21 protein-coding genes are annotated in these 26417 nt (G+C 72.5%); 5 read left to right on the top strand and 16 right to left on the bottom strand.

All coding sequences use genetic code 11. The features are described 5' to 3' along the window. Positions 1-38 precede the first annotated feature (38 nt). Positions 39-965, top strand: coding sequence for a LysR family transcriptional regulator (locus KCQ71_RS03490; protein ID WP_223402889.1), 927 nt, complete (start codon positions 39-41; stop codon positions 963-965). Between the two features lie 4 nt (positions 966-969). Here KCQ71_RS03490 and KCQ71_RS03485 read toward each other — a convergent pair whose 3' ends face one another. Further along, positions 970-1614, bottom strand: coding sequence for a CoA transferase subunit B (locus tag KCQ71_RS03485; protein ID WP_223402887.1), 645 nt, complete (start codon positions 1612-1614; stop codon positions 970-972). A 3-nt stretch (positions 1615-1617) separates the two neighbouring features. Then, the gene (locus tag KCQ71_RS03480; protein ID WP_223402885.1) at positions 1618-2382 is read right to left on the bottom strand and encodes a CoA transferase subunit A; all 765 of its coding nucleotides are present in this window, start codon (positions 2380-2382) and stop codon (positions 1618-1620) included. Between the two features lie 270 nt (positions 2383-2652). Here KCQ71_RS03480 and KCQ71_RS03475 point away from each other — a divergent pair, with 270 nt between their 5' ends. The 3 genes from KCQ71_RS03475 (at position 2653) to rpsT (ending at position 4953) form a co-directional block, all read left to right on the top strand. After that, positions 2653-3840: an acetyl-CoA C-acyltransferase gene (locus KCQ71_RS03475; RefSeq protein WP_223402883.1), complete on the top strand. Its 1188-nt coding sequence runs from the start codon at positions 2653-2655 to the stop codon at positions 3838-3840. Between the two features lie 52 nt (positions 3841-3892). Next, complete coding sequence (locus KCQ71_RS03470) at positions 3893-4534, top strand: type II toxin-antitoxin system PemK/MazF family toxin (protein WP_223402881.1); 642 nt, start codon at positions 3893-3895, stop codon at positions 4532-4534. Between the two features lie 158 nt (positions 4535-4692). Further along, positions 4693-4953 carry a 30S ribosomal protein S20 gene (gene rpsT / locus KCQ71_RS03465; protein ID WP_154794706.1) on the top strand — a complete coding sequence of 87 codons (261 nt, stop codon included), beginning with the start codon at positions 4693-4695 and terminating at the stop codon, positions 4951-4953. Between the two features lie 155 nt (positions 4954-5108). On the opposite strand, the gene KCQ71_RS03460 is transcribed toward rpsT, so the two are convergent. From KCQ71_RS03460 to KCQ71_RS27525, 5 genes are all read right to left on the bottom strand, one after another. Continuing rightward, on the bottom strand, positions 5109-6233 hold the full coding sequence (locus KCQ71_RS03460; protein WP_223402879.1) for a glycosyltransferase family 4 protein: 1125 nt from the start codon (positions 6231-6233) through the stop codon (positions 5109-5111). Between the two features lie 178 nt (positions 6234-6411). Further along, complete coding sequence (locus KCQ71_RS03455) at positions 6412-7383, bottom strand: phosphotransferase enzyme family protein (protein WP_223402877.1); 972 nt, start codon at positions 7381-7383, stop codon at positions 6412-6414. Positions 7384-7548: 165 nt separating this feature from the next. Beyond that, on the bottom strand, positions 7549-8562 hold the full coding sequence (holA, locus tag KCQ71_RS03450) for a DNA polymerase III subunit delta (protein WP_223402875.1): 1014 nt from the start codon (positions 8560-8562) through the stop codon (positions 7549-7551). An 86-nt stretch (positions 8563-8648) separates the two neighbouring features. Continuing rightward, complete coding sequence (locus KCQ71_RS03445; protein WP_223402873.1) at positions 8649-10151, bottom strand: ComEC/Rec2 family competence protein; 1503 nt, start codon at positions 10149-10151, stop codon at positions 8649-8651. Beyond that, a complete protein-coding gene (locus KCQ71_RS27525) occupies positions 10148-11206 on the bottom strand; it encodes a helix-hairpin-helix domain-containing protein (RefSeq protein WP_223402871.1) in 1059 nt (352 codons plus the stop codon). Before KCQ71_RS27525 ends, KCQ71_RS03445 begins: the two co-directional genes overlap by 4 nt. Before the next feature lie 154 nt (positions 11207-11360). Between KCQ71_RS27525 and KCQ71_RS03435 the strand changes: the two genes are divergently transcribed. Then, positions 11361-13322 (top strand): helicase HerA-like domain-containing protein, encoded by a 1962-nt coding sequence (locus KCQ71_RS03435; RefSeq protein ID WP_223402869.1) that lies wholly within the window; start codon positions 11361-11363, stop codon positions 13320-13322. Between the two features lie 63 nt (positions 13323-13385). Here KCQ71_RS03435 and KCQ71_RS03430 read toward each other — a convergent pair whose 3' ends face one another. From KCQ71_RS03430 to KCQ71_RS03390, 9 genes are all read right to left on the bottom strand, one after another. After that, positions 13386-14759 (bottom strand): MFS transporter, encoded by a 1374-nt coding sequence (locus tag KCQ71_RS03430; protein WP_223402867.1) that lies wholly within the window; start codon positions 14757-14759, stop codon positions 13386-13388. A gap of 439 nt (positions 14760-15198) precedes the next feature. Then, on the bottom strand, positions 15199-18153 hold the full coding sequence (gene leuS, locus KCQ71_RS03425; RefSeq protein WP_223402865.1) for a leucine--tRNA ligase: 2955 nt from the start codon (positions 18151-18153) through the stop codon (positions 15199-15201). A 314-nt stretch (positions 18154-18467) separates the two neighbouring features. Continuing rightward, the gene (locus KCQ71_RS03420) at positions 18468-19043 is read right to left on the bottom strand and encodes a CE1759 family FMN reductase (RefSeq protein ID WP_223402863.1); all 576 of its coding nucleotides are present in this window, start codon (positions 19041-19043) and stop codon (positions 18468-18470) included. After that, positions 19040-19528 (bottom strand): MarR family winged helix-turn-helix transcriptional regulator, encoded by a 489-nt coding sequence (locus tag KCQ71_RS03415; protein ID WP_223402861.1) that lies wholly within the window; start codon positions 19526-19528, stop codon positions 19040-19042. Before KCQ71_RS03415 ends, KCQ71_RS03420 begins: the two co-directional genes overlap by 4 nt. Then, a complete protein-coding gene (locus KCQ71_RS03410) occupies positions 19525-20661 on the bottom strand; it encodes an LLM class flavin-dependent oxidoreductase (protein ID WP_223402859.1) in 1137 nt (378 codons plus the stop codon). The genes KCQ71_RS03415 and KCQ71_RS03410 overlap by 4 nt, the downstream gene beginning before the upstream one ends. A 272-nt stretch (positions 20662-20933) precedes the next feature. Beyond that, positions 20934-22496, bottom strand: coding sequence for a gluconokinase (locus KCQ71_RS03405; protein ID WP_223402857.1), 1563 nt, complete (start codon positions 22494-22496; stop codon positions 20934-20936). Between the two features lie 5 nt (positions 22497-22501). Further along, positions 22502-23884 (bottom strand): mannitol dehydrogenase family protein, encoded by a 1383-nt coding sequence (locus KCQ71_RS03400; protein ID WP_223402855.1) that lies wholly within the window; start codon positions 23882-23884, stop codon positions 22502-22504. Continuing rightward, a complete protein-coding gene (gene uxaC / locus KCQ71_RS03395) occupies positions 23881-25299 on the bottom strand; it encodes a glucuronate isomerase (RefSeq protein ID WP_223402853.1) in 1419 nt (472 codons plus the stop codon). The genes KCQ71_RS03400 and uxaC overlap by 4 nt, the downstream gene beginning before the upstream one ends. Positions 25300-25364: 65 nt before the next feature. Further along, positions 25365-26369, bottom strand: a complete 1005-nt coding sequence (locus KCQ71_RS03390) for a LacI family DNA-binding transcriptional regulator (RefSeq protein ID WP_223402851.1) — start codon at positions 26367-26369, stop codon at positions 25365-25367. Between the last annotated feature and the right edge of the window lie 48 nt (positions 26370-26417).

Below are 26417 nucleotides of genomic sequence, written 5' to 3'. Positions count from 1 at the left end.
TGCGGTAGCCCCATCCCCCGACGAGACCGGGACGACGAATGGACACCCGCCTGCTGCGAACGTTCCTGACCGTGGCGCGGACCGGCAGTTTCACCGCCGCCGCCGACGAACTGAACTTCACCCAGTCGACCGTGACGGCGCACGTGCAGCGTCTCGAACGGCTGCTCGGCAGCCCGGTCCTGGACCGGTTGCCCGGCCGCGTCACGGTGACCGCGGTCGGCGCCGAGGTGATCGGTCCCGCCGAGGACCTACTCGCCGCGCAGGAGCGGATCCAGGCCGCCGGCGGCGAGCGAAGTGCGGCCGGGACCGTCCGTCTGATGGCCCCAGAGACGCTGTGCACCTACTGGCTCCCGGACGTCATCGGCGCGCTGCGCCGCACCGCACCCGAGGTGCAGATCTGGGTCAGTGCGGGCGGAAGCCACGACGGCCTGGAGGCGGTGGGCAGCGGGGCGGTGGACCTGGCCGTCACGCTGGAGCCGCGTGCCCCGGTCACCGATCTCGCCCTGACCCGCCTCGGGAGTCAGCCGCTGGTGTTCGTCGACCGGCCACACCCGGACGCCGCGAGCGCACCGAGCCTCGTGCCCGGGCCCGCGACGTGGCCGGACCTGGCGGACCGGGACGCACTGCTGCTCGAGGAGGGCTGCGGGTACGGCGACCTCGTGGCCGACCGGCTCGCGGCGACCGGCCGCCGACGTGGGCGCCGCGCACGGTTCGGCAGCGTGGAGACGATCAAGCGGTGCGTCGGGGTCGGCCTGGGCTGGACGGCCCTGCCGCGGCTCTCGGTCGAGGCCGAGGTCGGCACCGGCGAGCTCGCGGTCCTGGCCGGCCCCGACCTGCCGGACTGCGAGGTCCACGTGGCCTCGCACCCGCGCCGGTACCGGAGCCCGGCCACCCTGCTCGTCCTGAGCGAGCTGGAGCGGTCCTGGCCGCGACCACCGGACCGAACCCCCGCCGTCGGGCACTGACGGCTCAGCCCGCCGCCAGGGCCACCCGCACCGGCGGCTCGGTCGCGGCGACCACCTCGTCCACCGTGACCCCGGGCGAGAGCTCCACGAGCACCAGTCCCTCGGGCGTGACGTCGAGAACTGCGAGGTCGGTGATGATCCGGTCCACGACGCCCCGCCCGGTCAGCGGCAGGCTGCACTCGGTCACGATCTTCGGGCTGCCGTCCTTGGCGGTGTGCTCCATCAGGATGATCAGGCGCTTCGCCCCGTGCACGAGGTCCATCGCGCCGCCGGGGCCCTTGACCATCTTTCCCGGGATCATCCAGTTCGCGAGGTCCCCGCCCGCGGAGACCTGCATGGCGCCGAGGATGGCGGCGTCGATCTTGCCGCCGCGGATCATCGCGAAACTCGTCGCGGAGTCGAAGAACGACGCGCCCGGCAGCAGCGTGACGGTCTCCTTGCCTGCGTTGATCAGGTCCGGGTCCACGTCCTGCTCGAGTGGGTAGGGACCGACGCCGAGGATCCCGTTCTCGGACTGCAGCACCACGGTGCGGCCCGCCGGGACATAGTTCGGAACCAGGGTCGGCAACCCGATGCCCAGGTTCACATACGCGCCGTCGGGCAGTTCCTGCGCGGCGCGCGCGGCCATCTCCTGCCGGGTCAGTGCCATGCCTCAGCCCTCCGTCCGGGTCGTCCGACGCTCGATGCGCTTCTCGATATCCGTGCCCACGGCCACCACCCGGTGCACGAACACCCCGGGCAGATGGATCTGGTCCGGGTCCAGCTCGCCGGGCTCCACCAGCTCCTCGACCTGCGCGATGCAGACCCGGCCGGCCATGGCCGCGAGCGGGTTGAAGTTGCGGGCGCTCTTGTTGAACACGAGGTTGCCGGTGCGGTCCCCGCGCAGGGCGTGCACGAGCGCGAAATCGGTGCGGATCGCGTCCTCGAGGACGTACTCCTCGCCGTCGAAGGTGCGGGTCTCCTTGACCGGCGACGCGACCGCCACGGTGCCGTCGGGGTGGTACCTGCGGGGCAGGCCGCCCTCGGCCACCTGGGTGCCGACCCCGGTCTGGGTGAAGAACGCGGCGATCCCGGAGCCCCCGGCGCGCAGCTTCTCGGCGAGCGTGCCCTGCGGGGTCAGTTCGACCTCGAGCTCACCGGAGAGGAACTGCCGTTCGAACTCCTTGTTCTCCCCCACGTAGGAGGAGGTCATCTTCGCCAGCCGCCCGGCGCCGAGGAGGAGGCCGAGGCCCCAGTCGTCGACGCCACAGTTGTTCGAGACGACCGACAGGCCGCTCGCGCCCTGGGCCAGCAATGCCTCGATCAGCACCATCGGGTTGCCGCTCAGGCCGAAGCCCCCGACGGCGAGCGAGGCCCGGTCGCCGATGTCCGCCACCGCTTCGGCCGCGTCGGGTACCACCTTGTCCAGTCCGTTCATGCCGTCGCCTCCGCAGCGGTCGGGGCCGGGCGCGCTCGGCTAGAGGGCTGGTCGAAGCCGAAGATGTCGTGGTCCACGTTGTCCTCGATGACGTCGTTGCACAACGCGAATGCCGGGTGCACCCGCCAGGACTCACCGTAGGCCCCGGGGTCGGGAACGTCATGGCGAGCCGTCGCATCGCCGGCCCGGGCGCCGCCAACAGCCCGCGATCGGACCCGGCCGGTGCATGGGGTGACAATGGAAGCCAGGAATCAGGCGAAGGAGCTACAGATGTCCACCTCCCCCGACGACGTCGTCATCGTGGGTGCGGCACGCACCCCGTACGGCCGGATCAACGGCGGCCTGGCAAGCCTGCCCGGCACCGCGCTCGGCGCGCACGCCATCACGGCGGCCCTGGCCGCGGCCGGCGTCCCCGGCGCGGACGTCGAGGTGGTGGTGCTCGGCCAGGTGCTGCAGGCCGGCGCCGGCCAGAACCCGGCCCGCCAGGCTGCTCTCGCGGCCGGCATCGCACCGAGTGCGCACGCCATCGCCCTGAACAAGGTCTGCCTGTCCGGCCTCACCGCCGTGATCGACGCGGCGCGGCTGATCCGTACCGGCGAGGCAGTCGTCGCCGTGGCCGGCGGGATGGAGTCGATGTCGCAGGCGCCGCACCTGCTCGCCGGAACCCGCGCCGGCTGGGCGTACGGCGATCGGACCGCCCTGGACCACCTTGCCTACGACGGCCTCACGGACGCCGTCGACGGGGACGCCATGGGCGCGCTCACCGAGCGCGGGAACGCCGCGTTCGCGCTGACCAGGGCCGAGCAGGACGCCGTGGCGGCCCGCTCGCACCGGCTCGCCGCGGCAGCCCGGGCCGACGGCGTGCTCGCCGCCGAGATCGCCCCGGTCACGGTGCACGGTCGCAAGGGGGACACGATCGTCGACGCGGACGAGGGCGTGCGTCCGGACACCACGGAGGAGACCCTGGCCGGGCTCCGGCCGGCGTTCGCGGCCGACGGCACCATCACTGCCGGCAACTCCTCCCAGCTCTCCGACGGAGCCGCTGCCGTGGTGCTGACCTCCCGCGCCGAGGCGGAGCGGCGCGGTGCACCGGTGCTCGCCGTCGTCGACGCGGCCGGTCAGGTGGCCGGCCCGGACAACTCGCTGCACTCCCAGCCCGCCCGCGCGATCGGTGCGGCGCTGACCCGGGCCGGGTGGACAGTCGGCGACCTCGATCTGGTGGAGATCAACGAGGCGTTCGCGGCCGTGGTGTGCCGCTCGCAGGCCGAGCTCGGCGTCGACCCCGAACGGGTCAACATCCACGGCGGGGCGATCGCGATGGGGCACCCGATCGGCTCCTCCGGCGCCCGACTGGTGGTGCACGCCGCCCACGAACTGGCCCGTCGCGGCGGCGGACGGGCCGCCGTCGGGCTCTGTGGCGGAGGCGGCCAGGGCGAGGCCCTGCTGCTGCGCGCCTGACCAGCCCCGCCCCGGGCCGCCATCCCGGGCCCGGACGTTAGGCTCACCGACCATGAGCCTGCTCGATCGCGCCCTCAGGGTGGCCGGGACCGTCGCCCGTGACCTGCTCCGCTCCACCGACCGGAACTCCGGTTCCCGCCCCTCGGGTGGGCGGTCGAAGCCCAAGCCGGGCTCGGGCGGCCGGGGACCGTCGGGCTCCGATGCGGGGCGGCCCACGTCGGGTTCCGACACCGGCCGGCCCCCGGCCGGCGGAGGCGACCAGCGGACCGAGCACCCGCAGACGACCCGTGAGTTCGAGATCGGCCGGGGCCTACCGCCGCTGACCTACTCCCCCAGCGACGACGGCGACGCCGATCCCGGCGAGGTCGTCTGGGCCTGGGTTCCCTACGACGAGAACGACGGCCGGGGCAAGGACCGACCGGTCCTGATCATGGCGCGCCACAACAGGGGTTTCCTCGGTCTCCAGCTGACGTCGAAGGACCACGACCGGGACGCCGAGGACGAGGCCCGCTGGGGCCGGCGCTGGTTGGACATCGGTTCGGGCGACTGGGACTCCAAGGGCCGCCCGTCCGAGGTGCGCCTGGACCGGGTGCTGTTCCTGCCCGCGGATGCCGTGCGGCGCGAGGGTGCCGCGGTCGACCGGCGCACGTACGACCAGGTGAGTGACGCGCTCCACGCTCTCCATGGCCGCTGATCCGCCGATTCCGTGTAAACTCGGACGTTGAGTCTGCGGCCACCCCACGGCATGCGGCTTACCTCTGACCGTCGCAGGTATCCCCACGCCTCAGTCCCGGTCAGGCCAGAGCCCTCACCGACGTCAGATCGCGCGAGCGAATACACAAGAGAGTCCACGTGGCAAACATCAAGTCCCAGATCAAGCGGATCGGCACCAACGAGAAGGCACGCCTTCGCAACAAGGCCGTGAAGTCCGAGCTCAAGACGCACGTGCGTCGGGTTCGCGAGGCCGTCGACGCAGGCGACAAGGAGGCGGCCGGCGACGCGCTGAAGAACGCCTCCCGCAAGCTCGACAAGGCCGTCAGCAAGGGTGTCATCCACCAGAACCAGGCCGCGAACCGCAAGTCGTCCCTGGCGAAGCAGGTCGCGGCTCTCTGAGTCGCACCGCCCGCACCGCGGGCACGGACGCCGACGGCGCCACTCCCCTCCCGGGGTGTGGCGCCGTTCGTCATGGGGCCGGTGCCGCGACGACGCGCCGATCGTGCCCGGTGCTCGACATCGTGCCCGGTGCTCGACGAGAGCACCCGAGTGCGTCAGGCAGGCTGCAGCTGGCGGGCGTGGATGACGTCCTCGTAGTGTCCGAGCAGGGCGTCGCCCAGCGCCGTCCAGGACCGCGGTAGCACGTCGCGTCGGCCGGCCTCGCCCATCCGGGCTCGCAGGCCGGGATCAGCGGCGAGCCGGGCGACGGCGTCGGCGATCGCGCGATCGTCGTCCGGCCGCACGAGGAAACCGGTGTGGCCGTGCTTGACGATGTCCTTCGGCCCCCCGCTCGCGGGCGCCACGACGGGCAGGCCCGCGGCCGCCGCCTCCTGCAGGGTCTGCCCGAACGTCTCCTGGGTGCCGGCGTGCACGAACACGTCCATGGCGGCGTAGGCGTTCGCGAGCGCCGCGCCGTCGAGGCGGCCGAGCAGAACCGCGTCCGTGCCGGCCAGGGCCCGCTCGACCAGCGGACGGCTCGGTCCGTCTCCGACCAGGACGAGCCGGACCCCGGGCGTCCGGGCCGCGGCGGCGAGTCGTTCCACCTGCTTCTCGGGGGCAAGCCGGCCCACGTAGCCGACGAGCACCTGGCCGTCGGGCGCGAGCCGGGCGCGCAGCGCCCTGACCTCGGCGAGGTTGCGCCGGTTCGGGTGGTAGGTCTGGGCGTCCACGCCACGGCCCCACCACCGGGTGCGCTCGAACCCGGCCGCAGCCAGGTCGGCGAGAGTGTCGCTGGACGGCGCCAGGGTGAGATCGGCCGTGTTGTGCACGCGGCGAAGCCACCGCCACGCGGCTGGGGCCGTCAGCGACAGGCCGTACCGGCGGGTGTACCCGGCCACGTCGGTCTGGAACACGGCGACGCTCGGGATCCCCTGGCGCTTGGCCAGGGTCAGTGCCTGGGCACCGATCCCGAACGGGGCCGCGGCGTGCAGCACGTCCGGCGCCAGGTCGATGACGGCCTTGACCAAGCGTCGGCTCGGCACCGCCGCTCGGAACCCCTGGAAGTCCACGCCCGCGCACTCGCGGACCTGGAACCCGGCATAGGTGGACGGTGCGGGGCCGGGACAGACGACCACCGCCTGGTGGCCGCGAGCGGCCAGATGATCCAGCACCCGTAGGACGCTGGTCGTGACGCCGTTGACGCTCGGCAGGAAGGACTCCGTGACAACTGCGACTCTCACGACTTCCACGGTCCACGGCACGGGTGACGATCGTCCCAAGACGCCACGGCCGGAAGGTGACGAACAGGTGGCGGATCGGCGTCCCTACCGAGCCGCCAGGAACGCCGTGTCAGCCGTGGTTGACAGTGCGCCGCCGCGGACCGTGGGCTGCCGGTCGGGTACGACGCGGCGAAAGGGCTCAGAGGCCGTGCTCCACGGCGTCCGCCCACCCATCCGGGTCGTCTCCGGGTGGCACGGAACCCACGCCCATCCAGAGGATGAACGCCTCGAGCCAGCCCTCCTCGCGATCGGTGAGCACGCCGCCGGAACGGTAGCCGGCCAGGAACTGCGCCCGCACGTCGGGAGTCGTGGGTCGCCAGCTCCGGAACCGGGTGGCCAGGTTGACGGCGGCGCGAGCCACGTCGTAGACGCGGTGGTCGACGGTCATCTCGTCGAAGTCCAGGATCGCGGCCACGCGCGCCCCGGACATCACGATGTTCGTGCCCCGGTAGTCGCTGTGGATGAGTTGTGGCGCAGTGTCGATGTCGGGGAGCTCCACGAGCAGCTGAGCCAGCCGTGCGCCGGCGCGCGGCGCCCTTTCGGACCGGGCTGTGTCGATCCCGGTCAGGAGCCGACGGCGCAGGTCCGGCTCCGGTACGCTCCGGTTGACCGTGACCCCTGCCGTGGGCAGGCCGGCGGTGGCTTCGTGCAGGTGCGCGAGCGCGGTCCCGGCGGCCCGCACGGCTGCGGCGTCGGTGGTGTCCAGCAGGTCGCCCTCGACGAACGGTTGCACCACCACGGACAGCGGCCGGTCGGTGTGGTCCACCACGCGCCGCGCGCCACCGATCGAGGGAAGCGGCGCGGCCACGGGTAGGCCGGCCGCGTCGAGATCACCGAGGACGTCCGCGATCGCGGCGAGACGCTCGAAGGCGGACGCGTTCGAGCCGACCTTCACCACCAGCCTGCTCGCGTCGGTGCGGACCCACGCGATCGCATTGTGGTCGCTGATCAGGACGCGTTCGCAGTCCACGACGGACAGGCCCCACTCACGGCGGAGGGTGCCCGTCAGCCAGCCGGTCGCCTCGTCGACGTCGGTGAAGCCGAAGCGGGCGTGCAGCGCGTCGGGCGCATGGTCGCGTTCCCACAACATGGACAGTCCGGACGGAAACATTGCCGCATCGTAGGCAGGTCGCCGCCCGAGCGCCGACCCACCGCGCCGCCCACGGCGCGATCGGCCGTTCCTCGCGGCGAGCACCACGAGCGCGACCAGCGCGAGTGCCGCGCATCGGGACGGGTCCGACCTATCGCGACGGGTCCGACCATCGCGACGATGAAACTAGTGCCCGCGTGCCGCCGCGACGCGCAGGACGGCCCGCTCGACGGAGAACTCCGCGTCCCGGCCCTCTCCCTTGACCTCGGCGTCGGCGTCGGCCACGGCGGTGATCGCCGTGGCGAGCCCTTCGGGGGTCCAGCCGCTCAATTCCCGACGGGCCCGGTCCACCTGCCACGGGGCGAGGCCGAGGTCGGCGGCACTGGCCCCGCCACGGCCACGCATCGCGGCGACCTTCGCGAGCGTGCGGAGCTTGACCGCCAGGGCCGCGACCAGTGGGACCGGGTCCACCCCGGTCTCCAGGGCGTGCCGCAGCAGGGTGACGGCCTCGGCGCTGTGCCCGGCGATCGCCGTGTCGGCCACCCGGAACCCGGTGGCCTCGACGCGGCCGCCGTAGTACTGCTGCACGACGTCCGGGGTGATCGTCGTGGTGGTGTCCGCGATGAGCTGCTGGCAGGCGGACGCCAGCTCGCGCAGGTCGGAGCCGAGTGCCTCGACGAGAGCCTGGACGGCGGTGTTCGTCGCCTTGCGACCGGCGGCGCGGAACTCCGCGGCAGCGAACGCGACCTTGTCCGCGTCCCGCTTGATCACCTCGCAGGTGACCACCGGGTAGCCGGCCTTGGTGATCGCGTCGAGCAGCTTCTTGCCGCGGACGCCCTTCTCGTGACGCAGCACCAGCGTGACGTCGGTGACCTCGCCGCCGGCCGTGCCCACGAAGGTGAGGGCGTCGTCGAGGAACGCATCCGACATCGCCTCGAGGCCGTTCACGACGATGTGCCGGTGCTCTCCGAACAGTGACGGGCTGGCGATGGTCTCGAGCTGGCCACGCTCGTAGGTGGCGGCCTCGAGGACGGTCTGCTCGTAGTCGCCTCCGTACTCGCGCACGAGCGACGCGACGCGGGCGACGGCACGGTCGGCCAGAACTGTCTCCTGGCCGCGCACCAGCACCACGGGAGCGAGGGGGACGTCCTGCCAGGTGGGGCCGGCGGGAGCACTGGGGCGACGACGAGCGGGAGGCACGGGTCCAGCCTGCCACGAGGGCCGGACACCCACCGAACGCCGACGAGGGACCAGCACCGTCCCGTCCGGGTTCATGGGGTCCGGGCTCACTGAGGGCGGGTGGCTCGCCCGCGAAGTCGGTGGACGAGCATGCCGAGCACGGTGAGCACCAGGACCGTGAGCACCGCGAGCAGGAGTGCTCCGCCCACCCCGCCCGGCCAGGGCACCGTGGCCAGCGGAAGGGCCGCCGTCGAGGTTGCGACGGCAGCGATCCAGGCGGTGCACCAGCCCGCCCAGGACGCGAGCACGGCGGCGAGGTCCGGACTCACCGGCGCGATCAGGGTGGCCAGCACGCCGAGCACGGTGGCCGGCGGGACCGCCGGCGCCGCCAGCAGGTTCGCCGGGACCGCATACATGGCCACCCCTGGCTGCAGGAGCACGATGATCGGTGCGCAGGCCGCCTGGGCCGCAAGGGGGACGGCGACGCCGAGGGCGAGCGGCCGGGGCAGGTACCGGCCGAGCACGCCCGCGATCGGGCCGGCTCCGAGCAACAGCCCGGCGGTGGCCACGGCGGACAGCACGAACCCGTAGGAGCGCGAGATCCACGGGTCGGCGACCAGCAGCGCGAGGATCGCCACCCAGAGCGCCGGCAGCGCGGCCCGGGGGCGCCGCAACGCGAGCCCGAGCAGCATCACCGAGCCCATCGTGGCGGCACGCAGCACGCTGCCGCTCGGGTACACGAGGGCAACGAACGCGAGCAGCGTCGCCGCTCCGACGCCCACCCGGAGCCACGGCGGTGCCCACCAGACGGCGAGCATCACCGCACCGAGGATGATCGCCACGTGGGCGCCGGAGACCGCGGTGACGTGGGTGAGCGCGACGGTGCGCAGGTCCTCCTCGAGGGTCGCCGGGAGGGCTCGGACGTCGCCCACGGTGATGCCCGGCACGAGTCCGCGGGCCTGTGGGGCGAGGCCGGCACTGGCCGTGACGAGCCCCGCGCGCAGGTCGCCCACCCGGGCCTGCCACCAGGGCGGTCCGCGTTCGGTCTCCACTGCGCCGTCGGCGATCACGAGCAGCGCCGCGCTGTCCCCTGGGTCGGTAGCAGCGAGCCGGGCCTCGGCGCGGATCCGGCCGCCGACGGGCAGGTCGTCCCAGCCCTCCCCCGCGATGACCATCACCGGAACCGCGAGCCGGTGCGTGGTCCCGGAGACGTCGGCGGCGACGAGGGTGGCCGGGATCCGCAGCGTCGCCCCCGACCAGCCCGGGAGCGACTGCGCCTCCCCGCCGACCACGAGCGTGGCGACGGCCCGCTCGCCCGCCAGCGGCGCCACCGCGGCGGCTCGTTCCGCGACCCTGGGTGCCGCGAGCGCGATGACCGCCGCACCGACCAGGGCGCCGAGAGCCAAGGCGGCCAGGACCCGTTCCCGGGGCGCGAACCGGTGCCGTGCCCGGTGCCGGCGCCCGAGCAGGTGCAGACACACCGCGGTGAGCACGAGCAGGCCGAGCACGACGGCGGTCGCGACCACGGGTGGCACCACCAGCACCAGCCAGCTCCCGGCCCAGGCGAGGGCGGCGGCCGGCAGCAGGCGCAGGTCGAGCGGCGTCCTCACACCGTCACCAGGTCGCGCAGTCGATCCATGGTCGCCGGCCCGATCCCGGAGACGTCATCGAGCTGATCGACGCTGGTGAAGCCGCCGTTCTCGGTGCGCCAGTCGAGGATCCGCTCGGCGAGCGCGGGCCCGATCCCTGGGAGTTCCTCGAGGTCGGCTGCGGTTGCCGCGTTCAGGTCGACCAACTCGCCGCCGTCCCCGCCCGCTCCCGTGCCGGTCCCGGACGGTGCACCGGGGACCGCCGCGGGCGGCCCGGCCTCGCCGACCGCCGGCAGATAGACCTGCTGCCCGTCCTGCAGCGAGCCGGCCAGGTTCACGGCATCGAGGTCGGCGTCGGCGGCGGGGCCGCCTGCGGCCAGGACCGCGTCGTCGACCCTGGAGCCCGCAGGTAGTTCGTACACGCCGGGGATCACGACGGAACCGGCCACGTGGACGACGACCGCGGAGTTCTCCTCGGGCGGCGGCTCGAATGGCGTCGGCGATGTGGACCGGCCCGGTTCGGGCGGACCGGCCTGGCCGGCCGGAGCGGTCACGACGGGCGCACCGGGAGTGGCCAGCGGTGGCTGGGGCGCCTGCACCGGTTCACCCCTGGGCCAGACGATGGCGAGCGCGATCCCGGCCAGAACGACCACCGCGATCCCGACCCGGGCCGCCATCGACGCGGGCATGCCCCACCGGCGTCGGGACCCGTTGGCGTGCCGCCGTGGCGCGCGGGCCTGGCCGGGCCGCCGTGGCGCGTCGGCGTCGTCGGACCGCAGCCGCGCGCCCGCCTCGTCGGCCCGCCGCGGTGTGCCGGCGTCGTCGGAACGCAGCCGCGCGCCCGCCTCGTCGGGCCACCGTGGCGTACCGGCCTCGTCCGACCGCCATGGCGCCGTCGCACCACCGCTGGTCCCGGCAGGATCCTCGGCCCAGGGGTCCGCCAGGCCCTCCGGCCAGCCCTCCCCCGGCGCGCCGGCGTGGTCCGGCCGATCGGCGGGCACGGCGTCCGGCACGGCGTAGGCCACCCTGAGCACGCGCCGTAGCCGGTCCCGCGGCTCGGTTCCTCGACGCTCCACACCTCCCGACGCTAGATGCGGCTCGACCGGGGCACTACAGCTGCGCGGCGACCTGGGGAGATTCCGGCATCGCGGCGCAGCTGTGGACCGCGGCGTCGGGCCCGACGGTGGGAGCGGTGTCGGCGCCGCGGGGGGCGCCCTAGTCTGTGTTCCCATGAGCGACAACGCGACACCGGACCTGGCCGCCCTCCGGGCCGCGGCCGCCCAGGCAGAGGCGGAGGCTGCCGAGGCCCGCGCGGCAGCTGCACGCGCCGCCCTCGAGGCGGCCGAGGCCGCATCGTCCCGGGCGGGAGGTGACGCGGCGGAGCCGGTGCCCGAGGCAGAGCGCGCGCCGGAACCCGTGCCGGCGCCCCAGGCCGAGGGCGCGCCAGAACCCGAGGCAGAACCCGCGCCGGAACCTGCGCCGGAACCCGAAGCAGCGCCGGCAGCGGCGACCGAGCCCGCCGAACCCACGGCACCGCCGTCGGGCAGCGACCTGTCCGAGGCCGCAGCCGCCATCGTGGCCGGCTACCGGTTCGAGGGCGGCATGCTGCAGCTGGGCGCGCTCGTCGAGGACGACGCAGCGATCGCCGGAGCCCAGATCGGCCTCCCACTGTCGATGATGAACCGGCACGGGCTCGTCGCCGGCGCCACCGGTACCGGCAAGACGCGGACGCTGCAGGGCATGGCGGAGGGTCTCTCGGAGGCCGGGGTGCCGGTGTTCCTCGCCGACATCAAGGGCGACCTGTCCGGCCTCGCCGTGCCCGGGGAGGGCAACGAGAAGCTCCTCGCGCGCACCACGAGCCTCGGCCAGGACTGGCACAGCGCCTCCTACCCGGTGGAGTTCTACTCCCTCGGCGGGATGGGCCATGGCGTGCCGATCCGCACCACCGTGACCGATTTCGGTCCGCTGCTGCTGGCCAAGGTCCTCGGACTGAACGACACCCAGGAGTCCTCGCTCGGGCTGATCTTCCACTGGGCCGACTCCCAGGGCCTGGCGCTGCTCGACCTCAAGGACCTGAAGTCCACCATCGCCTACCTCACCTCGGACGACGGCAAGGGCGAACTGAAGGGCATCGGCGGGATCTCCACGGCCACCGCCGGCGTGATCCTGCGGGAGATCGTCGCGCTCCAGGCCCAGGGCGCGGACGTGTTCTTCGGCGAGCCCGCGTTCGTCACCTCCGACCTGATCCGGCTCGCCTCGGACGGACGCGGCGTGATCTCCGCCCTGGAACTGCCGTCCGTGCAGGACCGGCCCGCCCTGTTCTCCACCTTCCTGATGTGGCTGCTCGCGGACCTGTTCACCGACCTGCCGGAGGTCGGTGACGCGGACAAGCCGAAGCTGGTGTTCTTCTTCGACGAAGCGCACCTGCTGTTCAACGGCGCGTCCAAGGACTTCCTGACCCAGGTGGTCCAGACCGTGCGGCTGATCCGCTCGAAGGGGGTCGGGATCTTCTTCGTCACCCAGACGCCGAAGGACGTGCCGGCCGACGTGCTCGCGCAGCTCGGCAACCGCGTGCAGCACGCGCTGCGTGCGTTCACCCCGGACGACCAGACGGCACTGCGGGCCACCGTGCGCACGTTCCCTAAGTCCGGCTACGACCTCGAGGAACTGCTCACCGCCCTCGGCACCGGCGAGGCCGTCGTCACGGTCCTCACCGAGAAGGGGGCACCGACGCCCGTGGCGTGGACCCGGCTGCGGGCACCGCAGGCCTCGATGGACCCCGCGCCCGAGGCGACGCTCACCGCGATCGTGACCGCGTCGCCGTCGAACGCGAAGTACGGCACCGCCGTCGACAATGAGTCCGCCTACGAGATGCTGACCCGGCGGATCGACTCCGACCGCGCCGCCGCCGAGGCCGCGACGAAGGCTGAGGCGGAGGCGAAGGCCCGGTCGGAGAGCGAGAAGCAGGCGGAGAAGGACCGGGCCAAGGAGCAGGCGGACCTGGAGAAGATGCAGGAGAAGCTGCGCCGGGACGCGGCGAAGGAGGCCGAGCGGGCGCAGCGGGAGGCCGAGAAGCAGCAGACCGCGGCCGCCCGCACCAGCCGCGCCGGACTCGACTCGTTCCTGCGCAGCGCGGGCTCGGTGCTGGGCCGGGAGATCACCCGGTCGATCTTCGGCACCCGCAGACGCTGACGATCCCCCGCCGGTCCGCGGTCAGCGGTTCGGCGAGGGATCGTGTGGCAGGTCAGCGTCCGATCAGAACGTGCCCGCCTCGATCGCGGCGGTGCGCTCGGCCTGCTTGGCCGCGTCCTTGGGATACACGCGGTAGAACAGGAACCAGTAGCCGGCGTTGATCAGGTACGGGACGGTGACCAGGTAGAGCATCACCTGCTGCAGCCCGAGGACGTCGGACAGGAAGCCCATGGCGAGGGTCATCAGCGCGCTGATGGCGCCCTGGATCAGTGAGAACAGCACGGCGAACGCCGTCGCCGAAAGCTGCTTCGGGGCCACCGTGGAGACCATCGGGAGCACGCAGGCGGAGAAGCCGACCGAGGCGATCAGGCCGAACGTGAAGATCACCGCATACACGGCGACCCCCTTGCCCCAGTCCATCTGGAGCGCCACGTAGGACATGCCGGCCATCGCGACCAGGTAGATCTGCATGAGGATGATCCGGCCCTTGGCCCCGAACTTGCGGACGAAGAGGTCACCGAGGAGTCCGCCGACGAACGCCGAGACCGCCATGCCGGCTGCGAACACCGACCACAGGATCGCCGCGCCGGGGATGTCCCAGCCGCGCACGTCCACCATGTAGGTCACGAAGAAGGAGAACAGGACGAGCGAGGTGACCAGGGGGAGCATGCCGGCGAGCAGGCCGATCGTCGGGATCTTGAACAGCTTGGCCGCGTCGGTGATCTTGAACCGGCCCACGTCGGGGTCGTCCGAGATCGAGCTCTTGCGCTCCGGTTCCTTGACGAACAGCAGGATCAGGACGCCGGACAGCACACTCAGGCCACCCATGGTGAACATGCCGTAGCGCCAGCCGTTCGGGTCGTTCGCGAACAGGGCGATGGCCGGGCCGAGGGCCATGCCCAGGACGGACCCGATGCCGCGGACGGTGCCGAACGCGCGGCCCCGGGTCTTGTCGTCGAACATGTCGCCGAGCAGGCCGTTCACGATGGGCTCGGAGGCCACCGTGCCGATGACACCGATGCCGTACAGGATCACGAGCCACGTGAAGTTCGGCGCGAGGCCGCCGGCGGCGGTCCATAGGCCCCAGACGCCGGTGACGATGAACAGGACCTTCTTGCGACCGAACCGGTCGGCGGCGAGCGCCCAAGCCGGGCCGAAGATCATCCGAGCGAACCGGGCCAGGCTGGCCAGGATGCCGAGCGCGCCGAGCGAGAGCCCGAACGCGTCCCGGATCAGCGGGAAGAACGTGTTGATGAGCGAGTTCTCGGAGTTGTCGATCGCGCCGGCGATCGACAGGGCGCCGACGGCCTTGCCGCGGCCCTTCGTCTCCGGGGCCTCGCTGGTGGCGGAACCGGCCACGGATGCCGCGGCGACCTCGCCGGGGGCGGCCGCGGTCGACGCCGCGGCGGCGACCTTCACTTCGTCGAGCACACTCATGATCTGCCTCTCTGCAGCCGCCGGACGGACCGACGGCCATGGGTGTTGGTGGTATGGATCCCATTGAGACAGAGCACGGCAACCACCCGGCAGCTGTTGCCAGCCGTTGCCGGGCGGTTGCCAGGAGTTGTTCGGTGGTTGCCGTCCGTTGCCTTCGGCCCTCGGCTGCGTAGCACCGGGTGGCGCACGTTGCTACGTCACCGGACTCGAGGATCTCGTTCGCGTGGTCGCAGTCCGGCCCGCTATCGACGCGATCCGGTCACGGCGGGGCCGATCGTCGGTCAGCCGGTCGCAACTGCTCCGGCGTCCGCGGACTCGGCCCGCTTCGCCCGGCCGGCGCTGCAGGTGGAACAGTAGAGCCGCCGGCCCGGCGCCTCGTGCAGGTGCCGGCGCCCCGGCTGCGCGGGCCGCACGCCCGGGCCGCCGGGCGGTCGCGCCGTCAGGCAGGAACGATGTTGACCAGCTTCGGCGCCCGCACGATCACCTTGCGGATGCCGCGGCCGTCCAGGGCGCGCTGCACGGCGGGGGCGGCCAGCGCCAGTTCCTGCAGCTCGTCCTCGCCGATCGTCGGCGGCACCTCGAGCCGGTCCCGCACCTTGCCCTGCACCTGCACCACGCACGTGACGGTGTCGGCGACCAGCAGTGCCTCGTCCGCCTTCGGGAAGGCGTGGTAGGTCAGCGACTCGGTGTGGCCCAGCCGCTCCCACAGCTCCTCGGCGATGTGCGGTGCCACGGGTGCGGTCATCAGCACCAGCGGCTCGATGGCCTCGCGGGACACATTGGCCTGGGAGGTCAGGTGGTTGTTCAGCACGATCAGCTTCGCGATGGCGGTGTTCGGGCGCATCGCAGACATCTCGGTGCGCACGTCCGCGATCGTCCGGGCCACCACGCGGCGGGTCTCGGCGTCGGCCGGGGCGTCCGTGACGGTCAGCTCGCCGGTCTCCTCGTCGACCGCGTTGCGCCACAGCCGCTGCAGGAACCGTTGCGCCCCGACGACCGCGCGGGTGTCCCACGGCCGGGACAGGTCCAGCGGTCCCATGCTCATCTCGTACACCCGGAACGTGTCCGCGCCGTAGGCGGCGTACATCTCGTCCGGGGTGACCATGTTCTTCAGGGACTTGCCCATCTTGCCGTACTCACGGTTCACCACCTGGCCGTTCCAGGTCCAGATCGGGTCGCCGTCGGAGCCGACCTCCTCGGTGACCTCCTCGGCGGGCACGTGCACGCCTCGGGCGTCGGTGTAGGCGTAGGCCTGGATGTAGCCCTGGTTGAACAGCTTGTGGAACGGCTCGACGCTCGAGATGTGGCCCAGGTCGAACAGCACCTTGTGCCAGAACCGCGCATACAGCAGGTGCAGCACGGCATGCTCCACGCCGCCGACGTACAGGTCGGCGCCACCGGTGGTCGGCTTGCCGTCCGGGCCGGTGCGCGGACCCATCCAGTACTTCTCGATCTCCGGGTCCACGGCCGCGGACGTGTTCGTCGGGTCCAGGTAGCGCAGCTCGTACCAGCATGAGCCGGCCCAGTTGGGCATCGTGTTCGTGTCGCGGCGGTAGATCTTCGGCCCGTCGCCCAGGTCCAGCTCGACGTTCACCCAGGCCTCGCCCCGGGCCAGCGGGGGCTCCGGGGAGGACTCTGCATCGTCGTCGGCGTACGTGCGCGGCGAGAAGTCCGGGACCTCCGGCAGCTCGACCGGCAGCATCTCGTCCGGCAGCGCGATCACGCGGCCGTCGGAGTCGTAGACCACCGGGAACGGCTCGCCCCAGTACCGCTGCCGGGAGAACAGCCAGTCCCGCAGCCGGTAGGTGACCGTGGTGGTGCCCAGTCCCTTGCCCTCCAGCCAGGCGGTGATCGTGCGCTTGGCCTCGGCCACGTCCAGCCCGTTCAGGCTGACCTCGTCGTTCGCGGAGTTGATGATGACGCCGTCGCCCCCGTACGCACCGCCGTCGAAACCCGACGGCGGCGCTACCGTGTGCACGATCGGTAACTGGTAGGCGGTGGCGAAGTCGTGGTCGCGGGCGTCCCCGCCGGGCACGGCCATGATCGCGCCGGTGCCGTAGCCGATCAGCACGTAGTCCGCGATGAACACCGGCAGCGGGGCGGCGTTGACTGGGTTGACCGCGAACAGGCCGGTGAACACACCGGACTTCTCGCGGCCCTCGGCCTGGCGCTCGATGTCCGTCTTCGCCGCGGCCGCGGCGCGATAGGCGGCGACGGCGTCCACGGGGGCCGTGTGCCCGCCGGTCCACGCCGAGTGGGTCCCCTCGGGCCACTCGGCGGGCACGCCCGCGTCCAGCAGCGGGTGCTCGGGGGCCAGCACCATGAACGTCGCACCGAACAGGGTGTCCGGGCGGGTGGTGAACACCTCGATAGCTGCGGATCCGCCGGCAGCGCTGGACTCGCCAGCGGAAGCGTCGCCGTCGCCCCCCGCGACCGCGAACGTCACCCGCGCGCCCTCGGAGCGCCCGATCCAGTTGCGCTGCATGGTCTTGACCTTCTCCGGCCAGTCCAGCCGGTCCAGGTCGTCGACCAGGCGGTCGCCGTAGGCGGTGATCCGCATCATCCACTGGCGCAGGTTGCGCTTGAAGACCGGGAAGTTGCCGCGCTCGGAGCGACCCTCGGCGGTGACCTCTTCGTTGGCCAGCACCGTGCCCAGGCCGGGGCACCAGTTCACCGGCACGTCGGCCACGTAGGCCAGGCGGTAGGTGCCCAGCACGTCCTCGCGCTCGGCCGCGCTCAGATCCGCCCAGGCGCGCCCGTCCGGGGCGGCCCGCTCCCCCGACGCGAAGGCGGCCTCCAGCTCGGCGATCGGGCGCGCGGCACCGACGCCGCCGCCGGGCCGTGGCGCGTCGTGGTCGTACCAGGAGTTGAAGATCTGCAGGAAGATCCACTGGGTCCAGCGCACGTAGCCGGCGTCGGTGGTCGCGAACGAGCGACGCTCGTCGTGCGCCAGGCCCATTCGCAGCAGTTGGCGGCGCATCGTGTCGATGTTCTCGTCGGTGGTGATGCGCGGGTGCTGCCCGGTCTGCACGGCGAACTGCTCGGCCGGCAGCCCGAACGCGTCGTAGGACAGCGCGTGCAGCACGTTCGCGCCGGTCATCCGCTTGAACCGGCCGACCACGTCCGTGGCGATGTAGCCCAGCGGATGCCCCACGTGCAGGCCCTTGCCCGAGGGGTAGGGGAACATGTCCAGCACGTAGAACTTCTCGGCCGGGACCTCGCCGTCGCCGGCGAGGTCACCGGTCGGGTTCGGCGCGTGGAACGTGCCCTCGGCGGCCCACCGCTCCTGCCAGGACAGTTCGATGTGCGCCGCCAGGTCCGCGGTGTAGCGGTGGGCCGGGATGGCGACGTCGGTGGCGGCCGTATCGGTGACGGCGGCGTGGGGCTCAGACATGTGCGATTCCTTGGGCAGGGCCACCGGCAAGGCGGCGGCGTCACGGAGGCTGACATGAGAACGACCCCCCGCAGAACGTGGGAGGTCGGCCGCGCTGACGCGACGCCGCGTGGGCGTCCGCTGCAGATCAGCGCGGCTGGGTAAGCAACAACTCCGTGGAGAACATCCCATCAGCCTACCGCAGGCCGACCTCGTCGCCCCTGCCGCTTTTCGCGGGCCGGGACCATGTCCTGGCGAGCTCCGCTTGCGCGGCCCTGCTCCGCTTCGTGGTCAGCACGGGCGAATCCCGGCAGTGCTCTCCGGACCAGTCGGGGTCAGGCCCCCGCGCGGGCCCGTGCGGTGGCGACGGTGAGCCGGAGCGCCTCGTCCCCGGCCCGGCTGAGCCGTTCGGCCAGGATCGGCGTGGCCCGCCCCGCGACGCCGAAGTCGTCCGCGGAGGCGTAGACCGCCGTCGGTGCGATCAGTGCGCCGAAGTAGGCGAACAGCGGCCGCATCGCCTGGTCGATGGCGAGCTGGTGCCGTGACGAGCCGCCGGTGGCGCCAAGGAGCACGGTCTTGCCGCGCATCGCCACCGGGTCCACGAGGTCCATGAAGGCCTTGAAGATGCCCGCGTAGGAGCCACGGAACACCGGGCTCGCCGCGATCAGCAGGTCCGCGCCCTCGACCGCGTGCAGGGCCGCGTCGAGCGCGGGGCTCGGAAGCCCGAGCACGGTCGCGTTCGCGACGTCCGCAGCATGCTCGCGCGCCTCGACGGTGCGCAGGCTCACCTCCGCGCCGGCTGCGGTCGCGGACTCGGCGACGGCGGAGAGCAGGTCGTCGGTGAGGGTGCGGGTGGTCGAGGGAAAGCCGACGCCGCCGCTGAGGGCGACGATCTTCAGGGGCTCGGTCATGAGCTCGGGGTCTCCGTTCTGGTGCGGATCCGGTTCGTGGGGGTGGGAGCGTCGGTGACGGCGGCCTGCAGCTTCTCGCAGATCCGGGCCAGGGCGGCCTGGTCGGCCTCGTCCAGACCGTTGTCGACGAGTGCGCCGATGTGCCGCACGTGCCGCCGACCGATCTGCTTCTGCAGCTCGGCGCCGGCCGGCGTGAGCGCGACGACCACGCCGCGGCCGTCGTCGTCGGCCTCGCGCCGGGCGACCAGCCCGGCGCCGGCGAGGCGATCGACCATGCGGGACAGACTCGGCTGCGAGATGAGCAACTGGGCGTTCAGGTCGCGAAGCCGAGCCGCGCCGTCGGGCATCCGGGAGAGGTTGAACAGCACGTCGTACTCACGCGAGCTGAGCGGTTCGAAGTCACGGGCGGCCTCGAAGCGCCGCATCAGCGTGACCTGCGTCCGGAACAGCGCCTCCCAGGCCAGCGCGGCCGTCCTGGTGGTCATGATGCGGTGCGTCCGGTGACGGTGTCCTTGACGACCTCGCGCGGGGTGAGGTCGACCTCGGCGCCCTTGGCGGCGACGAGCGCGGCGTGCGTGGGACCGTCCGGTACGTGCGCCGGCCGGTTCTTCGCGAACTCGGCACGCAGCACCGGCACCACCTCGCCGCCGAGCAGGTCGAGCTGCTCGAGCACGGTCTTCAGCGGTAGACCGGCGTGGTCCATCAGGAACAGCTGGCGCTGGTAGTCGCCGAAGGAGTCCCGGAAGGCAAGGGTGGAGTCGATGACCTCCTGCGGGCTGCCGACGGTCAGCGGGGTCGCGTCGGTGAACTCCTCGAGCGAGGGGCCACCGCCGTAGACGGGCGCGTTGTCGAAGTACGGCCGGAACTCACGGACCGCGTCCTGGGAGTTCTTGCGCATGAACACCTGCCCGCCGAGGCCGACGATCGCCTGGTCGGCGGTGCCGTGCCCGTAGTGCTCGAAGCGCTGGCGGTACAGGCCGATCAGCTGCTTGAAGTGCTCCTTGGGCCAGAAGATGTTGTTCGCGAAGAAGCCGTCGCCGTAGAACGCGGCGAGCTCGGCCACCTGCGGGGAGCGGATCGAGCCGTGCCACACGAACGGCGCTACGCCGTCGAGCGGACGCGGGGTGGACGTGAAGCCCTGCAGCGGGGTGCGGAACCGGCCCTCCCAGTCCACGACCTCGGAGTCCCACAGCTGGCGCAGGAGCTGGTAGTTCTCCACGGTCAGCGGGATCGCCTGGCGGATGTCCTTGCCGAACCAGGGGTACACCGGGCCGGTGTTGCCGCGGCCGAGCATCACGTCGGTGCGACCGTCGGAGACGTGCTGCAGCATCGCGAAGTCCTCGGCGATCTTCACCGGGTCGCTCGTGGTGATCAGCGTCGTCGAGGTGGACAGGATGATCTTCGACGTCTGCGCGGCGATGTAGCCGAGCATCGTGGTCGGGGAGGAGGGGATGAACGGCGGGTTGTGGTGCTCACCCGTCGCGAACACGTCCAGGCCGACATCCTCGGCGTGCTTGGCGATCGTCAGGATCGCCTTGATCCGCTCGCCCTCGGTGGGCGTGCGGCCCGTGGTCGGATCCGTGGTGACGTCCCCGACGGTGAAGATCCCGAACTGCATCTGAACTCCTCCTCAAATCTTCATGCGTTTGCATGATCCTAAGGGTGTCAACGCCCGACGGCGTCAGGTATTCCCGGCGGATCGCTCGCCCCGGTCGTGGCGTGCGTCACGAACTGCCGTCGACGGCGCAGGGCCGGCTCCGTCGGTCGGCTCGCCGCTCGAACGCGAGGTTGTTGGCTCCGACCCGCCGAGAGAGGACAACGACCTCGCGTTCGAGCGCGACGTCGGGCGGTCGGCCCGTCGGTCGGTCGGTCGGCCCGCCGGTCGGTCGGTCAGTGGCGGGCGGCCTCGAAGACGTCGGCCACCTCGGCCAGCGATCGGATCAGCGCCGGCAGGCGCTCGCGGCGCGCGTCGTAGCCCGCGACCACCTCGGCGGACACGGGGACCTGCGTGCCGCCGTCGTCCGGCCCGGGACCACCGACCGCCCGCAGCGCGGTGGCCAGGTCGGCGGCGCCGTCGAGGGCGTACCAGCCGAGTGCTGCGGCGCCGAGGGCGGTGCCGCCGGCGTCCGAGGCGATCGCGAACGGGCGACCGATCGTGGCGGCCATGACCTCGCGCCACAGCTGGGCCCGGAACGGTCCCCCGGTGGCACGTACCGCCTGCACGGGAGCCACTGCGTCCAGCAGGTCCACGATGGTGGCGACCTGCAGGCAGACGCCCTCGACCGCGGCCCGCAGGAAGTGGGCCCGGCCGTGGTGGTGGCGCACCCCGAGGAACGCGCCGGTCAGGTCCGGGTCCCACAGCGGCGCCCGCTCGGAGAGCACGTATGGGAGCATCACGAGTCCGTCCGCACCGGGCGGGACCTGGGTCGCGAGGGCGAGGAGCTCGGTGTCGGCGTGGCCGTGCGTGAGCAGGTCCGGCGTGAACGTCTCCCCCGCCCAGCGCAGTGTGATGCCGCCGTTGCTGACGGCGCCGCCGAGGACCCACAGCTCCTCGGTGAGGGCGTAGCAGAACAGCCGGCCGGCGTCGTCGGTGACCGGACCGGTCACGGCCATCCGCACCGCGCCGCTGGTGCCCAGCGACAGGCCGGCGATCCCGGGCGTGATCGCGCCGGTGCCCAGGTTGCCGAGCGGGCCGTCCGCCGCGCCGACGGCCACGGGCAGCCCGGCGGTCAGGCCCGTCGCGTCCGCGACGTCGGCGGTCAGGGGCAGGGTGGCGGTGGTGGGCAGCACCTCGGGGAGCTGGTCGGTGCTGATCCCGGCCAGGTCGAGGGCCTGCGGGGACCAGGTGCGGGTGTGGACGTCGAGCAGCCCGGTGGCCGAGGCGCTGGACAGCTCGGTGACCAGGCGTCCGGTCAGGTGGGCGAGGACCAGGTCCTTCAGGCCGATCCACCGGCGCACCCGCGCGGCCAGATCCGGCTCGTGCCGGCCGAACCAGATGAGCTTGACCAGCGGGCTCATCGGGTGGACCGGTGTGCCGGTCAGCCGGAGCAGTTCCGCGCCGCGGCCGGCCGCACGCAGTTCGCGGGCCTGCGCGGCCGAGCGCGCGTCCGCCCACGTGATCAGCGGGGTGAGCGGCACTCCGTCGGCGCCGAGGCCGATGAGTCCGTGCATCGCGGTGGACACCGACAGGCCGAGGATCCGGCGCTCGCCCAGCTGGGCGACGACGTCGGCGAGCGCCGCGTCGATCCCGGTGAGGATCGCGGCCGGGTCCTGCACCTGCCAGCCCGGGTGGGGCTGCTCGAGCGGGTATTCGCGCTGCGCCTCCGCGACCGAGGCCCCGACGGCGGTGGTGGAGCGGCCCTCCCCGGCCGCGTCGGCCACCTCGAAGGCGGCCACCTTCGCGGCCGTGGTACCGACGTCGAGGCCGATCAGCACCGGGAGAGCGCCCACCATCGTGTCTACTCCTGGATCGCCGCAGCCTGGGCGACGACGGCCGCGACCAGGTCCGCGTCCGATCCCAGGTCCGCCTGGAGGGTGTTCAGCACCGCGGGCACGACGTCGGCCAGGTCGCCGGCGTTCGCGGCCTCCTGTGCCGGGCCGGCGCCGGGGTCCTTGACCGGGGCACCGACGCCGCGCAGGTGCAGCACCCACCCGGCGAGGGTGGTGGCCGCACCGACCGGGACCCGCCCGGCGGCCCGCTCGGCGTTCAGGGTGGGCAGGGTGCGCACGGGCAGCTTCTGAGAGCCGTCGCTGGCGATCTGGGCGAGCAGGTGCCGTACCCGCTCGTTGCGGTACCGGTCCAGCAGGGCGGCGCGGTAGGCGCTCACGTCCTCGTCCGGCAGACCGAGGTTGGCCTGCGCCTCGTCCCAGAACTGCTCGACCCAGGCCAGGCACCTGGGGTCCGCGATGGCCTGGTCGATGGTGGTGTGTCCGCGCACGCTGCCCACGTAGGCGAGCTGGGAGTGCGAGCCGTTGAGCAGCCAGAGCTTGCGCCGCTCGTGCGGGGCGACGTCGTCGACGACCTTCGCGCCGGCGTCCTCCCAGCGGGGCCGGCCGGCCGGGAACGCTCCCGAGATGACCCACTCGCTGAAGGGCTCGGTCGGGACCGGGGACGCGTCGTCATAGCCACGCTCGGCAGCCACATGCGCGCGGTCGTCGGCGGTGGTGGCCGGGGTGATCCGGTCCACCATGGACGTGGCGAAGTCGACGTTCGCCTCGGTCCAGTCCACCAGTGACTCGTCGACCAGCGCGGCGAGCTCGGTGACCAGGGTGCGGGTGACCGAACCGTTCTCGGGCAGGTTGTCGCAGGACAGGATGGTCAGCGGACCGGCGCCGGCGGCCCGGCGGGCGAGCAGCCCGGCGACCAGCTTGGCCGGCATCGTGGCCACGGGCGAGCGCGGGTCCTCGCGCAGCGCCGAGACGTCGGTGAGCACCTCGGGGCGCCGGGCGTCGAGGTGGTCGCCCTCGCCGCGCACGTAGCCGTGCTCGGTGACCGTCATCGTGACGATGGCCAGCGCAGGGTCGGCCAGGTAGCCGAGGTAGGCGTCCTGCTCGGACGCGGCGTGCACGGCGGACAGCGACCCGATCAGTTCGTAGGAGTCGCCCTCGGGGCCACGCACGACGAGCGTGTACAGGCCGTCCTGCGGGCTGAGCGCCTCCGCCTGATCGGGGCGGCGACCGGTGAAGGCCGCGATCCCCCACTCGGAGGCGTCCGGGGCGTGGTGGGTGTACCAGGCCTGGTGCGCGCGGTGGAAGTTGCCCACTCCCAGGTGCACGATGCGCACCGGCGCGGCGGCCGGCGTATCGGGCAGGGATCGGGACAGCCGAGGGGTCGCAGTCACAGCTTGAACACCTTTCGCGGGTTGTTCGCCACCAGGTCGGTGATGGCCTCGAACGCCTCATCCTCGGGCAGCCGGTGCTCGACGACCAACTTCGCGATGTACCCGGCGTCGAGGCGGCGGCTCATGTCGTGGCGGGCCGGGATGGAGCAGAACGCGCGGGTGTCGTCGATGAAGCCGGACGTGCGGGCGAACCCGGCGGTCTCGGTCACGGCCGCGCGGAACCGCTGGATCGCCTCCGGGGCGTCGATGAACCACCACGGCACGCCCACGTACACGGACGGGTAGAACCCGGCCAGCGGCGCGATCTCGCGCGAGTAGACGGTCTCGTCGATGGTGAACAGCACCAGGTGCAGGTTCGGGTGGGTGCCGTAGGCGTTCAGCAGCGGCCGCAGCGCGTCGGTGTACTCGACCGCGATCGGGATGTCGCAGCCGACGTCGGCGCCGTACGTCTCGAACGTGGGCGTGTGGTGGTTGCGCCGGACCCCCGGGTGGATCGTCATGACCAGGCCGTCCTCACAGGACATCCGGGCCATCTCCGAGATCATGTGCCGGCGCAGCGCCGTGGCCTCGTCGTCGGTGACCGAGCCGGAGCGAGCGGCGGCGAAGATCCGCGTCGCCTCCTCGGTGCTGAGGATGTCGGTGCGGGCGTCGATGACGCCATGGTCGGCCGAGACCGCACCGTGGGCGATGAAGTACCGACGGCGGTCCTCGAGTGCGGCGATGTAGCCGACGTAGTCGCCGGTGTCGATCCCGGAGACCTCGCCGAGGCGGTCCACATCCGTGTTCCAGGTGGCCAGCGCGGCGTCCAGGTACTTGTCCGGGCGGAACGTCGGCACCACCCGTCGGGTGAACGACGAGTCCTGGGCCAGCTGCTCGTGCGCGGACAGGTCGTCGCACGGGTCGTCCGTGGTGGCCATGACCGCGATGTCGAACGTGTCCATCAGGGCCCGCGGGCGGAACTCGGGGGTCGCGATCTTCGCGGCGATCTGGTCGTAGATCGCGTCCGCGGTCGCCGCGCTCGGGCGCTCGGTGACGCCGAAGATCGGACCGAGCTCATCCTCGAACCAGTACCGCACCGGAGTGCCGCGGAAGGCGGACCAGTTCGTGCAGAGGATCCGGAACGCGGCGCGGGCGTCCGCGTCCGAGAGCGGCCCACGGCCGACCCCTAGATCGGCCAGCGACGCCCCGTTCGCGTGCAGCATCCGGTTCACGTAGTGGTCGGGCGTGATCAGCAACGAGGTCGGGTCCCGGAACGGGATGTCCTCGGCGATCCACTGCGGCGGCACGTGACCGTGCGGGGAGATGATCGACAGGTCCTTCACCGACTCGTAGAGCCGGCGCGCGACGGACCGCAGCGAGGGGTCCGCGGGGAGCAGTCGGTCGGGGTGGACGTCAAGGGCGGCGGTGGCTGACATGGCCCCCATCCTCGCGGACGGACCGGCCGCACTGGCAACCCGTTGCCACGTGTTGCCGCAGGGGCTCACTCAGGGGCGCTCGTGGACTCCCGCACGACGAGCTTGGTGGGCAGCACCACGGCCTCCGTTGCTCGGGTCTGGGCACCGCGCGAGATCGCCAGCACATTGCGGGCCGCGGTCACGCCGAGCGAGTGCAACGGCGCGGCGACCGTGGTCAGCGCGGGGGTGACGAGCTCGGCCATGTTGGAGTTGTCGAAGCCGACCACACTCACGTCCCGCGGCACCTGACCGCCCATGGCCCGCACGCCACGCATGAAGCCGATGGCCATCTGGTCGTTGTAGGCGACGACCGCGGTGGTGCGCTGGCGGCCCCACTCCGCCGCGGCCGCGACGCCGCCGTTGACGGTCGGCGCGAACGGGCCGACGCGCCGGACCCGCAGCTCAAGCTCCATCGCGGCCTCACGCAGGCTGCGCCACCGCATCCCGTCCGCCCAGGAGGCCTCCGGGCCGGCCAGGTAGCAGATCTGTTCGTGGCCGAGCTCGCCGAGGTGCTCGGCCGCACGGCGCATCCCGCGCAGGTTGTCTGTGACCACGCTGGGCACCCCGGTGACCACCCGGTTCAGCACGATCACCGGCTTGACCTTCGCGATCTGGCGGATCGCCGAGTCCGACATCCGCGAACTCGTCAGCACGATCCCGTCCACCGTGGACAGAGCCCGCTCCAGCACGGCCCGTTCCCGCTCGGCGGACTCCTGCGTCTCGGCGAGCAGCATCGTGTACCCGGCCTCGTAGGCGGCGAGCTCGGCGCCGCGCACCACCTCGAAGAACACCGGGTTGGTCACGTCCGCGAGGATCACGGCGATCATCGACGTGCGGGTGGTGGACAACGCGCGGGCCTGCGGGTTCGCCCGGTACCCGAGTTCGACCGCGACCGCGCGGATCCGCTCGGCGGTCTCGGCGTTCACCCGGCCGGGTCGTGAGAAGGCACGTGAGACGGTGGACGGCGCGACCCCTGCGGCTTTCGCGACGTCATAGATCGTTGTGGATCTGCCTCCCGGCGGCGCTGCCACGCGGCGAGTCTAAGAGGAACTGCAACAAGTGGCAACCGCTTGCCGTCC

It is taken from the genome of Occultella gossypii (genome assembly GCF_019947135.1).
Taxonomy (GTDB): Bacteria; Actinomycetota; Actinomycetes; order Actinomycetales; family Beutenbergiaceae; genus Occultella; species Occultella gossypii.
This window is presented reverse-complemented; position numbering and strand designations above follow the sequence as displayed.